This window comes from Ruegeria sp. D1(2025), from assembly GCF_056536425.1.
In genome coordinates this window covers 189,638-204,244 of record NZ_JBQFPO010000008.1, presented here as the reverse complement: position 1 = coordinate 204,244, position 14,607 = coordinate 189,638, and the positions used below count along the sequence as shown (strand labels likewise).

Genomic DNA, 14,607 nt, shown 5'->3' with positions numbered 1-14,607 from the left:
ACTGGCGTATCATTGATGAAGATCTTCGACCTCCAGTCACTATTGATCTGCTGCCACCAACCACCATGAAAGCGCCCATTCAGGTTGAAGTTCGAACGGCTGAATATCCTGCGGGTGAACTTATGATGATGATCGGTGGTGACATCATCGACCCTTGGTTCATCCAAAACAGGGATATCAATGAAAGCATCAGCAATTACTTGGTTGTAGCGCTCAAGCTCAGCCCGCATTCTAATGATCTCGTCGGTATCCTGGTACTCGACCAGTGCCTCTGCTTTGTCGCCTCTGAGGATGATGATTTCTTCACCTTCGACCCGACCAACGTCATCTCGTCGGAATGCCACTTCGGCGAACCATCCCTGCAGGACCTCGGAGGCTCGTATCCTCGTCGTTCTGTTCCCCCGGGCCAGAGGACCCGAGTAGCTGCCCTTGGCAACATCCAATAGTCCTGCCTCAATCAGGGTGTGAATGATCGGGATGATCTTCTGGGACATATGGATCGCGTTATAGCGAGAAGACGTGTCCCAGTAGTTCGAGGACATGGAGACGCCGATAGACAGCTCCGGGTCGTCCAGCCAGACGACACACAGGTCCAGAACCAGCACCCGGAGTTGATGTCTGAATGCAGTCTTCGGCTTCGGTCCGGAGGTCTTATCGCTCGGCAGGTAGTCGTCCCAGATGCGGTCGACCAACTCTGCCACCTCTGGATGATCCGACCAGCGGTGAACGTCGATCGGTCGCGAGTGCCATGGGTTCTCTATCTCCCCCATAACCTCCTCCTCCTCTGTGTATTATGGATCAGGAACGGGGATACTCGGGTCTCTCTATCCTCCAGTTTCTATTCATTACTTATACCTATTCCCCACCCCATAGAGCCCCTACTAGAGGTTAGGAAAGAGGAGGAGACAGGGGGTGTCAGAACACCCGAAACCACTGGGGCATAAACGGGGGCATTTCTCGGAGGCTTTAGCCCCCAGAGCCTGCTGTTGTTCCATGTCTGAATGACCTGGCTGGGGTGGTAGGATTCGAACCTACGATACACGGTACCAAAAACCGCTGCCTTACCACTTGGCTACACCCCAACGGTGAGCGGCTATCTACGATTGTTGGTGGCGGTGTTCAAGGGCTTTCCTGCAAAAATCTCGGTTGCCCCAGAAATTTTTTCAAGCCTTCATTTTGTTTCAATCAAGACCGCCCCGGCGCGATGTCCGGCCGCGACCAATTCGTGCGCCGCCGGGCACTCGTCCATAGAAAATACCTGTTGGATTGGGCAATTTAAGGCACCTGCCTCAAGTGCGGTATGGAGTTTTTCGATTGCAGCAGAACGGGAGGCCATGGGTAATAGGTAAACCAGGATGGTCTCCAGCGTGACCGCTTTGAACATCAGGGGGTAGAAGGGCAGAACGGGAAGCATTTCCTTGGCGGACCCAAAAGTGTTGATCCGTCCGTTTTCAGCGATGACTGCCGTGTTCGTCTCGACGTTCCGGCCAAATTCGACATCGACGATTCGGGCGATCGGGCGCCCGTTGTTGGCTTGCAGAATTTGATCCGCGAGGTCCGGGGCATTGTAGTCCAGAACCGCATCTGCTCCGGCCTGCAAAACCCTTTCGAAACTGCCCGGACCGGACGTGGCGATGACATGGGCGCCGCCCCACTTTGCCAGTTGAACGGCCAGATAGCCGACCGTGCCAGCACCGCCGTGAATCAGCAGGCTTTGCCCTGCGATGTCACCGCCAGAGAATACGGCGTGGCATGCTGTCAGGCCCGGAATGCCCAGTACGGCTCCGGTTTCGAAAGACACGGAATCGGGCAGCGGCACGGCTTGCTCGGCCGTCAGCGTGATCTCTGTGGCGGCTGTGCCGAACGGCCGCTGCCACTGGCCGTTCCAGAGCCAGACGCGTTGACCGATCCTTGAGGCAGGGACCCCTTCGCCAACCGCCCTGATGACACCGGACCCGTCGCTGTGCGGGATGATCACCGGGAACGGCGGCTTGGTCACGCCGGGTCTGCTTCCGGCGCGGGCTTTGACATCCGAAGGATTGACGGCTGAAAACGCCAGATCGACTGTGACTTCTCCGACCCCCGGAGGGGTTGAAGGCACATCCTGTACTTTCAGAACGTCGCCTGCGGAACCAAAGGCGCTATAAGTGACGGCTTTCATGGTCATCCCTTCTTGTTTCGCCGCAACAGTAGCCGGAACGGCGTGATTTGCCAGCCCCAGCGGAGGATAGAGAGCGACAGCTGCGGTGGATTCCTTGTTTTGCCGCAGGCCAGTTGCATTTGAATTTCAGTTGCACGAATTGTCAATTAAGGCAATGAAATATCTAATAAAAAATGGAAATCGCATTGAAATTGGGGATTTCAGGGATTAGCTGTCGGACATCCGTAAGACACGCGCCAAGGAGGCTCAGAGATGCAATTGAATTCCAAAGTTTCAGACGCCCTGAACCGTCAGATCAACAATGAGCTTCACGCCTCGTATTCCTATCTTGCGATGGCCGCTTATTTCGAATCCCAGGATCTGCCGGGCTTTGCACAGTGGTTCAAAAGCCAGTCGGCAGAGGAAAACGCACACGCTATGCGTATCTTCGAGTTTTTGGCCAAGCGCGGGGGGCGGATAGAGATTGACGGGATTGCCAAACCCCAGGTGGATTTTGGCTCGCCGGTTGATGTGTTGGAAGCGGCGCTGGCGCAGGAGAAGACCGTTACAGGTCAGATCAATGCGTTGTTCGAACTGGCGCAGGAAGTCAGGGAGTTCAGCACCCAGAACATGTTGAACTGGTTTCTGGACGAGCAGATCGAGGAAGAGGATCTGATAGGTCAGGTGCTGGACAAGGCAAAGGCAGCCAACGGTGATCGCTGGCACCTTTTGATGCTGGATCAGGAGCTTGGCGCTCGCGGCGTTGGCGACCCGGAATAGACGTCGGCGAAAGGGCTATTCCCGGATTTCTGCAGGATCGACGCCCCACAGGTTACCTTTCAGCGTCCAGCCGCGATAGCCACCGGCTGAGACGCGGCACCAGTCAACCGTGCAGGTTCCAAGGCGGGCCACGACGCCCGCTTCGAAATGAGCGCTGACCTGAGACGCAGGGTCGGGACTGGAATAGACCGGCAGCATGTCGCTTTCGATCAGAACGGTCCGTACGCCTGACAACAGGGCGTAGTGGACCCAACCTCCGGCGCCGTCGCGATCCTGAACCTTGCGCCAGTTTCCGTATTCGGCAGTGATCTGCAACGGCATCCCGCGCCGTTTGAACACCCAATCGATTCGATGGGTCAGTGATGGCCCGCGTCGCACATTCCCTTCAGCGGCTTTCATCGACACATAACGTGGCAACGGCAGGTTGGTGACGGGGCCGCGTTTGTCCTGCGCGCTGGCCGCCAATGTGCCGAACACGATCAGAAATACAGACAGGATCGCCAGAACCGGGCGTTTTACCGATAGAAAACCACTCACCGAATGCCTGCTCTTATACCTGTTCAACGGGTTTCGAAAAAAGGTCGACTCAATGGCCGTGGGGTTCTTGTGCCCCGCCTTATCCTGCGCCACGATGACATGGCGCGCGCACGTTTGCAAAGCAGTGGGAGGGCGAAAGTGCCAAGAGAACGTCTGAGTGTTGTCGTTACGCGACGGTTGCCAGAGGCAGTGGAAACCCGATTGAGCGAGCTGTTCGATGTGCGCCTGCGGGACGATGATACACCCATGACCCGCGACGAGCTTGTCGCGGCCGTGAAAGAGGCGGATGTCCTTGTCCCGACGGTCACGGATACCATTGACGGCGGACTGCTGGGGCAGGCGGGTGAAAACCTGCGGCTGATCGCAAATTATGGCGCCGGCGTCGACAATATCGATGTCGCGACGGCGCGGCAGCGTGGGATACTGGTCTCGAACACCCCCGGTGTTCTGACCGATGATACCGCGGATATGACAATGGCGCTGATATTGGCCGTCACACGCCGTATCCCCGAGGGGCTGGCGATCATGCAAAAGGGCGATTGGACGGGATGGGCGCCCACGGCATTCCTTGGAGGGCGGATCGGCGGTCGCCGGCTTGGCATCCTCGGCATGGGCCGGATCGGTCAGGCTGTCGCGCGCCGTGCCGCCGCGTTCGGAATGCAGGTGCATTACCACAACCGCCGCAGGCTGCGCCCCGAGATCGAAGAAGAACTTGAAGCGACTTATTGGGAGAGCCTGGACCAGATGGTGTCGCGGATGGATGTCATCTCGGTCAACTGCCCGTCGACGCCGTCAAGTTTTCATCTGATGAACGCACGTCGTCTGAAGCTGATGAAACCGTCGGCCGTTCTTGTGAACACGTCGCGGGGTGAAGTGGTCGATGAAAATGCGCTGACCCGCATGATCCGGTCAGGCGAAATCGCGGGGGCAGGGTTGGATGTCTACGAACACGGTACCGACGTCAACCCGCGCCTGAGGCAACTGCCCAACGTTGTCCTGTTGCCGCACATGGGGTCCGCCACGCTGGAGGGGCGGATTGAGATGGGCGAGAAGGTTATCATCAATATCAAAACCTTCGAGGACGGGCATCGGCCACCGGATCAGGTGGTGCCATCAATGCTTTGACAAAATGACGCCCCGGTCGGAAATGCCGGGGCGATCGTGTATTTCATCATTATTAGATTGAGAGGACACTATGAAACGGGGATTGATTTCAGGACTGCTTCTGTCTGTGGCTGTCTCGACCACTTCGGTATTCGCTCAGGAAACTGCGGACGCGGTGTCGCCCGAGGCGGCGACCGAAGGTGAGGCGCAGGCGCTGACCGCTGAGGTGATCGCAGCGCTTGAAGCGAAGATGGCTGGGGCCCCGGTTGAAGCGCAAGACTGGATGGTGGCCGCCGCCAACCCGCTTGCGGTCGAGGCGGGCGCGCGGGTGCTGCGCGACGGGGGCACGGCGGCGGACGCGATGGTTGCCGTTCAGGTTGTTCTGGGATTGGTCGAGCCGCAATCGTCAGGTCTGGGCGGTGGCGCCTTTCTGGTCTGGTACGATGCGGCCAGCGGTCAGCTGACCACGCTGGACGGGCGTGAAACTGCACCGCTCGCGGCAAGACCCACGCTGTTTCAGAACGAAAACGGAGAGCCGCTGAAGTTTTTCGATGCCGTTGTCGGTGGCCTTTCTGTGGGAACGCCCGGTACGCCTGCCTTGCTCGAAGAAGCGCATCGGCGCTGGGGGCGCAGCTCATGGCCCTCATTGTTCAAGGACGGCATCGCGCTGGCCGATGACGGATTTCTGGTGTCGCCCCGGTTGGCGGCTTTGGTCGCGAACGACGCCGAGCGTCTGGCGCGTTTTCCTGCTACGGCCGAATATTTCCTGCCCGGTGGGGCACCTTTGGAACAGGGGCAGCGGCTGACAAATCCGGCATATGCCGAAACGCTTCGCACTTTGGCAAGTGAAGGCTCAGCCGGGTTTTACGGTGGCGATATTGCTGCGGGCATCGTGAACACAGTTCGCTCGGCGCCGGGCAATCCGGGTGTGTTGTCCGGGGTCGACCTCGCGCTCTATCAGGTGGTCGAGCGCGCGCCGGTTTGCGCGGCCTACCGGGCCTATGAGGTCTGCGGCATGGGCCCGCCATCATCAGGTGCCCTGACGGTCGGGCAAATTCTGGGAATGCTGGACGGCTACGATCTGGCTGGCCTCGGGTCGGAAAACCCCGAAGCGTGGCGATTGATCGGTGACGCCTCGAGACTGGCATTTGCCGATCGCGGTCGCTACATGGCTGACAGCGATTTCGTCCCGGTGCCGACCGCCGGTCTGGTGGACCCGGACTATCTTTCCCAGCGCGGTTCGCTGCTGAACCAGGAAGGTACCCTGACCGAGGCAACACCCGGCAAGCCCGAGTTCGACCACGCCCTGAACCTGGCGGATGATGTTTCTCTGGAGCTGCCGTCGACGTCGCATATCTCGATCGTTGACCGGTATGGAAATGTGCTGTCGATGACGACAACGATCGAAAACGGCTTTGGCTCACGGCTGATGACAAACGGCTTCCTGCTGAACAATGAACTGACGGATTTCTCGTTCCGAACGCACAAGGACGGCGTCCCGATTGCCAACCGGCTTGAACCCGGCAAACGCCCCCGATCGTCGATGAGCCCGACCATCGTCATGCAGGACGGTGCTCCGGTGCTGGCCATAGGCTCGCCTGGCGGCAGCCGCATCATCGGGTATGTCGCCAAATCGATCATCGCCTGGGCCGATTGGGGCATGGATGTGCAGCAGGCAGTGTCCTTGCCGCATCTGGTCAACCGTTTTGGGACCTATGATGTCGAGTTGGGCACCGGTGCAGAAGGTTTCCTGGATGCCCTGACCGAGCTGGGTTTCGAAGTGAATGCCCGGGATCTGACCTCGGGCCTGCATGCTATCGAAATCGGAGAGGTTCTGAGCGGTGGCGCGGATCCGCGTCGTGAAGGTATCGCGCTGGGTGAATAGCCGAGCGGCAGAAAGGAAAGACCATGGTGCAGGCAAACGCTTTGCCCCGGAATGAGGACGGGATTGCAACCGCAATCGGTATCCTGAAACAGACATTCGGGGACCGGCTGCAAACGGGTGATGCCATCCGCGAGCAGCATGGGCATACGACGACCTGGATAGAAAACCAGCCGCCGGACGCGGTGGTCTTTCCACACTCAACCGCAGAAGTCTCGGATATCGTCAGCACCTGTGCCCTTCACAAAGTGCCGGTAATTGCATTTGGAACCGGCACTTCGCTGGAAGGGCACGTGAACGCGCCCGCAGGTGGGGTTTGCGTTGATCTGAGCCAGATGAACAAGATACTGGCAGTCAATGCCGGTGATCTGGACTGTCTTGTGCAACCCGGTGTCACGCGTGAGGATCTGAATACGTATCTGCGGGATCAGGGCCTTTTTTTTCCCATCGACCCGGGGGCGAATGCCTCGCTGGGCGGGATGGCTGCGACCCGCGCGTCAGGCACCAATGCCGTCCGCTACGGCACGATGAAGGACAATATACTCAGCCTCGAGGCCGTGATGCCGGATGGGCGGATCATTCGTACCGGCCACAGGGCCAAAAAGTCCTCGGCCGGATATGACCTGACCCGGCTGCTTATCGGGGCCGAGGGCACCTTGGGCATCATCACCGAACTGACGCTGCGCCTTCAGGGCATCCCCGAGGCGATCAGTTCAGCCCGGTGTTCTTTTCCCTCCGTCGATGCGGCCTGTCAGGCCGTCATGATGACGATCCAATACGGCATCCCCGTGGCCCGGATCGAATTGCTGGACGAGTTGTCGGTCAAGGCGGCCAATGCCTATTCCGGCCTGGCTCTCCCTGAAACACCGCTCTTGTTGCTCGAGTTTCACGGGTCCGAATCCGGTGCCATCGAACAGGCCGAAACCTTCGGACACATCGCGGATGAGTTTGGCGGTACCGATTTCGCCGCAACCTCGACCACGGAAGAACGTAATAGGCTTTGGCAGGCCCGCCACGACATGTACTGGGCGTGTCTGCAATTGCGACCCGGCACAAGTGGTATTTCGACCGATGTCTGCGTCCCGATCTCGCGTCTCTCCGAATGTGTGACTGCCACCCAGGCCAAAGCGGCCGAGCTGGGCCTGGTCGCGCCGATGGTAGGGCATGTCGGGGACGGCAACTTCCACACTCTGTTGTTGATCGACATGGACAATGCAGCCGAGGTGTCCAATGCTGAACAATTCGTCGGCTGGCTGAATGATCTGGCCATCTCAATGGACGGAACTTGCACGGGTGAACATGGCATCGGGCAAGGCAAGCGACCCTACCTTCATCGAGAGCTCGGGGCCGCGTTGGATTACATGGCCGCAATCAAATCTGCTTTGGATCCGGACAATATCATGAACCCGGGCAAGATATTGTGAGCGGCCCTGCCGCTTCATCTTTTCCCAAATACTCAAATTCAACGATCTTCAGCTGACCGAACTTCTGTTGTTCGTGCACTAAGGTCGGTTTTGTCCGTTTTTGCGTCGGATGGACTTTGCGATCAGATGCGCCATTCGTCATAAACCATGCCAAACAGATTCATTCCGGAGAGCGGGCATATGAAAACCCAAGTCAAAGCACTGGTCGTAGGCGGCGGCGCCGTCGGCACCTCGATTGCGTATCATCTGGCCAAGGCGGGCTGGGACGATGTGATGCTGATCGAGCGGGACGAACTGACGTCCGGATCGACATGGCACGCCGCCGGTCTGCTGCCGCTGTTCAACATGTCCTATGCGACAACTCACATCCACAAATACTCGGTCGACTTCTACAAGACGCTCGAGGAGGAAACCGGCCTGAACGCAGGTTTCGCCGTGGTCGGCAACCTGCGCATGGCGCAAACGCAAGAGCGTATGGACGAATACATGCTCTATGCGTCCACAGCCGAAACCTGCGACGTCGCCTACGAGTGGCTGACACCCGAGCAGATCAAGGAACGCTGGCCGCTGATCGAGACCTCGGACCTGAAGGGCGCGATCTATCACACCGAAGACGGCTATATTAACCCTGCGGACGTAACGCAGGCGATGGCCAAGGGGGCCCGTCAGCGAGGCGTCGATATCGTGCGCAAGATGCAGGCTGACGCGTTCCACTGGAACGGCACCCATTGGGAAGTCACTTGTACCAAAATGGTGGAAAAGGGTGGCAACCTTGTCGAAAGCGAAGAGAAGGTCGTGATCACAGCCGAGCATGTCGTGACCGCATCGGGCAACCACGCACAGCGCACTGCCAAGATGCTGGGCATCAAAATGCCCGCGATTCCGGTCGAACACACCTTCATCGTCATGGACAAGGACCCCGAACTGGTCAAATGGCGCGAAGCAGGCAACCCGGAACACCCCGTTGTGCGTGACGCCGACAACGAATCCTACGCGCGTGAAGAGCGTGGCGGCTGGATTCTGGGGATCTATGAACATGGTGCCCCTGCGCGCTTTGAACATGGCGTGCCGGACAGCTTCCGTGCCGACCTGTTCCCGCTGGATCTGGACCGGATCGCGGATCAGTATATGGCAATGGCCGAACGCGTGCCGTCTTGTGCCGAATCCGGTCTGAAGGACGATTTCAACGGCCCGATTTGCTACACCCCTGACGGCAATCCGCTGGTCGGTCCGGCACCGGGCTTGCGCAACATGTGGCTGGCCGAAGGTTTCTCGTTCGGTATCACTGCCGCTGGCGGCACCGGTTACTACCTCGCACAGATGATGGTCGACGGTGAAGCTGAGATCGACATGGCGTCGCTGGATCCCAAACGCTACAGCAGCAACTGGATGACCACCGAGTTCGCAGCGCGCAAGAACGAAGAGTGTTATGAGCACGTTTACATCCTGCACCACCCGGATGAAGAGCGTGAAGCCTGCCGTCCGCTGCGTACCGTTCCGGCCTATGATCGGCAGAAAGCACGTGGCGCACAGTTCGGATGGGTCAATGGCTGGGAACGTCCGAACTATTTCGGCCCGTTGGACGCGCCGGACAACTTCGACAAGGAAAGCCGGTCGTTCCGCCGTGGTGGCTGGTGGCAATATGCCGTCGAAGAAGCCAAGGCGATCCGTGAAGGCGTTGGCCTGATCGACGCGTCGGCCTTTACCAAACATGTGATCAAAGGCCCCGGCGCGACCCAGTTCCTGGACTGGTTCACCTGCAACAAGCTGCCCAAGGTCGGTCGTATCAACCTGACCTACGCGCTGACCTCGCACGGTACCACCCGCACCGAATACACCATCGTCCGCAACGGCGAGAACAACTACTACATCGTCTCTGCCGGCGCATGGACCGAGTACGACGCCGACTATCTGCGTAAGGCGGCCGAGGACAAGATGGAGGAGTTTGGCTACATCGAGATCCAGGACGTGACCACCCAGTGGGGCGTCTTCGCCATCGCGGGACCCAAGTCGCGTGACGTTCTGAAAGAAGTCATCAAGGACGCCGATCCGGAAACCGCACTGTCCAACAAGCGCTTCCCGTGGTTGTCGGCCCGTCAGATCGAATTGGGTATGTGCCCGGTCAACGCAATCCGTGTGGCCTATACCGGTGAGCTGGGTTGGGAATTGCACCATCCGATCGAGATGCAGAACTACCTGTTCGACCTGCTGGAAAAAGCCGGTGAGAAACATGGCATGAAGCTGGTCGGAGCCCGTGCCCAGAACTGGCTGCGTCAGGAGAAATCCTATCGCGCCTTCGGCACTGAGCTGGGCCGCGACGCGACCCCGCTGGAAGCTGACCTGCCGCGCTTTGTCGACCTGTCGAAAGACTTCTACGGCAAGGCCAAGCTGGAAGAGACCGGCGTGCGCGTGAAGTGCTGCACGCTGCTGATCGACGGACCGGATGATGCCGACCCATGGGGCCGCGAGGCGCTGTACACTCCGGAAGGTGAGCGCGTGGGTCGTCTGACCTCTGGCGGGTATTCTGTGGCCTTCGAGAAGTCCATCGGCATGGGCTATGTGAAGCCCGAACTGGCAGTCGAAGGCACCAAGCTGCAGGTCAAGATTCAGGATAAATTGTGGGACGCGGTCGTCACCTGCGACAGCCCCTACGATCCGAAGAACGAAACCATCCGCAAGGACGGTTAAGTTAGGACCATGGGCGGTGCACTTGAAGTGCGCCGCCTTTTGCGCTGGGATTATAGGGTAACTTATTGTTACTTATTGGAAAGTTCGTCGAAACATTCCAATGCCTTGGCCGCGTACATCATGGATGGTCCACCGCCCATCTGGATGGCCATTGAAAGCACGTCCGAGACTTCGTCGCGAGAAGCCCCGGCCTTCACAAGGGCTTCTGTGTGCAATGAGATGCAGGGTTCACAGCGCGCGGCGATCGACATCCCAAGCGCGATGAATTCCTTGATCTTGTAGTCTAACGCACCGCCTTCTTTGACGGACTTTCCCAACGCGCCGAAGGCGCGAGCCGTGTCGGGAATCGCCCCATTCAGGTTGCGCAAACCGCTTCGGGTTTCAGACAGTTTTGTCGTCCAGGTCATTGACGTTCTCCGTTATATACAAAAAACGGAATATATCGAAGGTCACCACTAGACTTTGATCTTGATCAGTTGCCGCGTTTATCCGCAATGAAGGCTAGATTATTTGCAGGCAACTCCACTCTTTCGACAACACTCAATCCTTGCCCTTCCATAAATTCAGCGATGTCATCATCGTTTTTGTACCCGATTTCAGGATCTTGCTGGAAAAGGGCGTCGTGAAAGCGTTGGTCGCCGTCGCTGATCAGGATACCGGAACGCTTGAACGGGCCATAAAGGACAAAACGCCCATTTACGCAAAGCGCCCGGGCGATTTCCGTCAGAAGCGTCTTTGTTTCGTCCCAACTGATAAGGTGAAGCAGGTTGATCAGGACCACAAGGTCGAGCTCTGCAAACTGCTTGTGCCAGCCCTCGGTTGTGGCATCCAGATGCGCGGCCTTCGATACGTTGGCCAGGGCCGTTGTATAGGCGTCGATGCTGGCGCGGCGAACAGGATCAAATTCGGTCGGTTGCCAATTGACTTCGGGCAGGACGTTCGCAAAGGCACTGACATGCTGGCCTGTGCCACTGGCAATCTCAAGCGCGGAACCTGAACGCGGTGCCCATTGCAGCAACAGGTCGCAAAGAACACCGCTGTTCCGGCCTGCGGCCGGAGCAACCAATTTTCCGCCGGCCTCCGGCGTCGCAACGCTCGCGTTCGAGGGCAACTTGCGGCGGGTCATGCGTTAAACCTTGCCGGGCTCAAAGCGGCGACTGTTTCCTGATCCAGTTCGGGGGCGGCGCCTGTTGTCAGATCCGCGACAAGCTGTGATGCAGCGGGTGCGGTCTGAAACCCGTAACCGCCCTGACCGACGGACCAGACGAACGAGGGGTCGCCGGGATCAGGCCCCAGAACCAGAGTTCCGTCCGGGGCAAAGCTGCGCAATCCCGCCCAGTTCGCCAAAACCCGGTTGACAGGTTCCGTGACCATCGCTTCATACCGGGCCAACCCTTCAGCCAGAACCATGTCATCGGCATAGGCATCGTGGGGGGCGACGGGATCAGTCTCGCTAGGGGACACGATCAGATTTCCCGCGTCCGGCTTTGCATACCAGCTGTCGCCGGCACCCAGCATCATGGGCCAGCCGCGCACGTCATATCCGCCCGGCGCAGGAATGCGGGCCATCGATCTGCGATACGGCGTGATGCCGAGCGGTGCGATCCCGGCCAGTTCCGCGATTTCATTAGCCCATGCGCCAGCGGCATTGACCAGCATCCGGGCTTGATAAACCTGATCTGCCTTTATTTCCCAGTGCCGGGGCTTGCTGATTGCATTGACCTTGCGCCTGGTCAGAATTTGGCCGCCGTTCTTTCGTATGGTTCGGGCAAAATCCTGCAACAACCGGTCCGTGTCGATGTCAAACGCGGCATGACCAACTGCCGCGAAGGCCAGCGTGTCCGGGTCCAGGATCGGGACACGGGCCAAGGCGTCTTCCGTGGAAATCGGCGCCACGCTCAGGTTTTCGGCATCTTTCCTGAATTCTTCGGCCTGATGGGGTGCCGCAACCAGCATGATCCCCCGAGGTGTCAGATATCCGCCGTTATCGGATTGCAGAAACTGCGCACCGGCCCTGTTCAACGCGACCACCGACGGTGGCCCATAGCTTTCTTCGAACAGGGCAGCCGACCGACCCGAAGCGTGATACCCCAGCGCGTCTTCTGCTTCCAGCACGGTGACAGAGCCAAATTGCGACAGGCGTGCGCCTGCGCTCAGACCGGCGATGCCGCCGCCAATGATCAGAAAATCAATCAACTCGTTTTATCCGTCTGAATCGATGTTTATGGAACACAACCCGTGAAGCGGGGTCAGGTCATTCAAGCAGGCTTGAATTTGCGCTTCAACCCATTCAAACAGTGGGCAATCAGATAAAGGGAGGGCAGGGTGAACGCCGCAGATTTACACCCGATGGCCACGGGACATATTCCGTCCTACGTGACACAGGCAGACGGAAGCGATTTTCTTTTCACTTTCATGCTGTTTTTTACTGTTGTCGTGATTGTTTTGCTTGGGGTCGCATATTTCACCCTGCATTCGATCCCCGAGAAAATTGCACACCAGTCCAACCATCCGCAATTTCAGCTGGTGGGTATTCTGGCGCTGCTGGCGTTGTTCACTCATAACGGTCTGTTCTGGGTCGCGGCGATCCTTGTGGCCGGGTTCCAGTTCCCGGATTTTGCTGCACCCCTGCGTGGAATTGCCGATGCCATCCGGTCCCTGGCGCCGCAACGCGCGCCGGAACCATCTGCGCCACAACCGGCACAAGAACCGCAGCAGGAGCACTAAGTCATGCTTGAAACATTGATGTGTGCGCTGGTCACGGTGCTGCCGGATTATCTGTTTCGACGCTATGTTCAGGGCAAGCGGATCGGTCACGAGATCACTCTGTTCACAATGTGGTACGAACTGCGCTGGGGTCTGACCACCTGTGCCATTCTGGCGCTGACCGTGATCACCACGCTGTTTTATTTTCATCCCGCCAGCAGCACGGCGGCGTCCTATTTCCGCACTGTCACCATCCTGCCGCAATTGGGCGGGCGCGTGTCCGAGGTTTACGTTCGTAACAACGAACAGGTCACGGCCGGGCAACCGATCTTCCGGATCGAGGATCTGGCCCAGACCGCGCAGGTCGAGGCGGCGCATGCTGAAATCGCGCAGGTTCAGGCCTCGCTGAAAGTCGCGCAAACCGATCTGGCCGAGGCGGAAGCCGGGATTGCCGGCGCAAAGGCCGCGCTTGATCAGGCGCTGGAGGATCTTGAGCGCAATACAACCCTGCGCGACGAAGGATCAAGCGCTGTGCGTCTGGCCGAAATCGACCGCCTTGAAAACCTGGTGGCCGAGCGTGAAGCCCAAGTGACAGCAGCCCAATCCCGGCGCGCTGCGGTCGTTCAGCAGATCGAAGAGTTGATTCCCGCGCAACTGGCCAGTGCCAATGCACAACTGGACGCTGCCCTGACCGAGCTGGACAAAACCGTCATCAATGCGGGGGTCACGGGCCGCGTCGAACAGTTCGGATTGCAGGTCGGCGACTATGTCAGCCCGCTGCTGCGCCCGGCTGGTATTCTGGTTCCGTCCTCGTCCGGTCATGACCGGTTCCAGGCGGCCTTCAATCAGCTGTCCGCACAGGTCATCAAGCCCGGCATGATCGGAGAACTTGGCTGCATGACCAAACCGTTTACGGTGATCCCGATGGTTGTGGTCGAGGTGCAGGACGTGATCCCCTCGGGTCAGATCCGCCCCTCGGACGAATTGCGCGATGTGCAGACCAATACGGTGCCCGGGTCGATCCTTGTCTATCTCGAACCGCTGTACAAAGGCATGGCGGACGACATTCCGGCGGGCAGCAATTGTCTGGCCAATGTCTATACAGACAACCACGAGCGGTTGGAGCATGAAGACCTGGGTTTCTGGGAGGCTGCGTTTCTGCATGTCGTCGACACGATCGGTGTCGTCCACGCGGCTGGCCTGCGCCTGCGCCTGATCCTGATGCCGGTCAACACGCTGGTTCTGAGCGGGCATTGAGCAATCTGCTTGCCGGTTAACACGCAACGGCCGGTCTTGCGGCAGCGGTTCGCAAGCACGCTGGCGAACGACAGCCAGTATGGATAGGT

At 58.7% G+C, this 14,607-nt stretch carries 13 protein-coding genes and 1 tRNA gene; 7 read left to right on the top strand and 7 right to left on the bottom strand.

All coding sequences use genetic code 11. The features are described 5' to 3' along the window. The 3 genes from ACR1XU_RS17780 to ACR1XU_RS17770 form a co-directional block, all read right to left on the bottom strand. A partial coding sequence (locus ACR1XU_RS17780; protein WP_480915642.1) for a hypothetical protein occupies nt 1–770 on the bottom strand: 770 nt, incomplete at its 3' end. 237 nt (nt 771–1,007) lie between these two features. Beyond that, nucleotides 1,008–1,082: transfer RNA gene (locus tag ACR1XU_RS17775), tRNA-Gln, on the bottom strand. 89 nt (nt 1,083–1,171) lie between these two features. Further along, nucleotides 1,172–2,161: an NADPH:quinone reductase gene (locus ACR1XU_RS17770; protein WP_480907017.1), complete on the bottom strand. Its 990-nt coding sequence runs from the start codon at nt 2,159–2,161 to the stop codon at nt 1,172–1,174. Between the two features lie 252 nt (nt 2,162–2,413). On the opposite strand from ACR1XU_RS17770, the gene ACR1XU_RS17765 reads away from it, so the two are divergent. After that, nucleotides 2,414–2,920 carry a ferritin gene (locus tag ACR1XU_RS17765; RefSeq protein WP_480524145.1) on the top strand — a complete coding sequence of 169 codons (507 nt, stop codon included), beginning with the start codon at nt 2,414–2,416 and terminating at the stop codon, nt 2,918–2,920. Nucleotides 2,921–2,935: 15 nt separating this feature from the next. Here the strand turns inward: ACR1XU_RS17765 and ACR1XU_RS17760 are convergent, their stop codons facing one another. Further along, complete coding sequence (locus ACR1XU_RS17760) at nt 2,936–3,457, bottom strand: SH3 domain-containing protein (RefSeq protein ID WP_170614863.1); 522 nt, start codon at nt 3,455–3,457, stop codon at nt 2,936–2,938. 138 nt (nt 3,458–3,595) lie between these two features. Between ACR1XU_RS17760 and ACR1XU_RS17755 the strand changes: the two genes are divergently transcribed. The 4 genes from ACR1XU_RS17755 (at nt 3,596) to ACR1XU_RS17740 (ending at nt 10,555) form a co-directional block, all read left to right on the top strand. Continuing rightward, nucleotides 3,596–4,582 carry a 2-hydroxyacid dehydrogenase gene (locus ACR1XU_RS17755; protein WP_170614862.1) on the top strand — a complete coding sequence of 329 codons (987 nt, stop codon included), beginning with the start codon at nt 3,596–3,598 and terminating at the stop codon, nt 4,580–4,582. 70 nt (nt 4,583–4,652) lie between these two features. Beyond that, nucleotides 4,653–6,446 (top strand): gamma-glutamyltransferase, encoded by a 1,794-nt coding sequence (ggt, locus tag ACR1XU_RS17750; RefSeq protein WP_480915641.1) that lies wholly within the window; start codon nt 4,653–4,655, stop codon nt 6,444–6,446. A gap of 23 nt (nt 6,447–6,469) precedes the next feature. Then, nucleotides 6,470–7,867, top strand: a complete 1,398-nt coding sequence (locus tag ACR1XU_RS17745; protein ID WP_480907022.1) for an FAD-binding oxidoreductase — start codon at nt 6,470–6,472, stop codon at nt 7,865–7,867. Nucleotides 7,868–8,047: 180 nt separating this feature from the next. After that, nucleotides 8,048–10,555 (top strand): GcvT family protein, encoded by a 2,508-nt coding sequence (locus ACR1XU_RS17740; protein ID WP_480907024.1) that lies wholly within the window; start codon nt 8,048–8,050, stop codon nt 10,553–10,555. 68 nt (nt 10,556–10,623) lie between these two features. Here ACR1XU_RS17740 and ACR1XU_RS17735 read toward each other — a convergent pair whose 3' ends face one another. The 3 genes from ACR1XU_RS17735 to ACR1XU_RS17725 form a co-directional block, all read right to left on the bottom strand. Further along, nucleotides 10,624–10,962 (bottom strand): carboxymuconolactone decarboxylase family protein, encoded by a 339-nt coding sequence (locus ACR1XU_RS17735; RefSeq protein WP_480907026.1) that lies wholly within the window; start codon nt 10,960–10,962, stop codon nt 10,624–10,626. Nucleotides 10,963–11,027: 65 nt separating this feature from the next. Beyond that, nucleotides 11,028–11,681 carry a DUF938 domain-containing protein gene (locus ACR1XU_RS17730; protein ID WP_480907028.1) on the bottom strand — a complete coding sequence of 218 codons (654 nt, stop codon included), beginning with the start codon at nt 11,679–11,681 and terminating at the stop codon, nt 11,028–11,030. After that, a complete protein-coding gene (locus ACR1XU_RS17725) occupies nt 11,678–12,751 on the bottom strand; it encodes an NAD(P)/FAD-dependent oxidoreductase (RefSeq protein WP_480812371.1) in 1,074 nt (357 codons plus the stop codon). The genes ACR1XU_RS17730 and ACR1XU_RS17725 overlap by 4 nt, the downstream gene beginning before the upstream one ends. Before the next feature lie 129 nt (nt 12,752–12,880). Here ACR1XU_RS17725 and ACR1XU_RS17720 point away from each other — a divergent pair, with 129 nt between their 5' ends. Next, entirely contained in the window at nt 12,881–13,282 is a 402-nt protein-coding gene (locus tag ACR1XU_RS17720) for a hypothetical protein (protein ID WP_480907030.1), read from the top strand. Between the two features lie 3 nt (nt 13,283–13,285). Next, a complete protein-coding gene (locus ACR1XU_RS17715) occupies nt 13,286–14,518 on the top strand; it encodes an HlyD family secretion protein (protein ID WP_480907032.1) in 1,233 nt (410 codons plus the stop codon). Nucleotides 14,519–14,607 lie beyond the last annotated feature (89 nt).

Excerpts from the sequence above, each read along its gene's own strand:
- ACR1XU_RS17770 (WP_480907017.1), bottom strand. The coding sequence starts at position 2,161 with ATGAAAGCCGTCACTTATAGCGCCTTTGGTTCCGCAGGCGACGTTCTG.
- ACR1XU_RS17765 (WP_480524145.1), top strand. The coding sequence starts at position 2,414 with ATGCAATTGAATTCCAAAGTTTCAGACGCCCTGAACCGTCAGATCAAC.
- ggt (WP_480915641.1), top strand. The coding sequence starts at position 4,653 with ATGAAACGGGGATTGATTTCAGGACTGCTTCTGTCTGTGGCTGTCTCG.
- ACR1XU_RS17745 (WP_480907022.1), top strand. The coding sequence starts at position 6,470 with ATGGTGCAGGCAAACGCTTTGCCCCGGAATGAGGACGGGATTGCAACC.
- ACR1XU_RS17740 (WP_480907024.1), top strand. The coding sequence starts at position 8,048 with ATGAAAACCCAAGTCAAAGCACTGGTCGTAGGCGGCGGCGCCGTCGGC.
- ACR1XU_RS17735 (WP_480907026.1), bottom strand. The coding sequence starts at position 10,962 with ATGACCTGGACGACAAAACTGTCTGAAACCCGAAGCGGTTTGCGCAAC.
- ACR1XU_RS17730 (WP_480907028.1), bottom strand. The coding sequence starts at position 11,681 with ATGACCCGCCGCAAGTTGCCCTCGAACGCGAGCGTTGCGACGCCGGAG.
- ACR1XU_RS17715 (WP_480907032.1), top strand. The coding sequence starts at position 13,286 with ATGCTTGAAACATTGATGTGTGCGCTGGTCACGGTGCTGCCGGATTAT.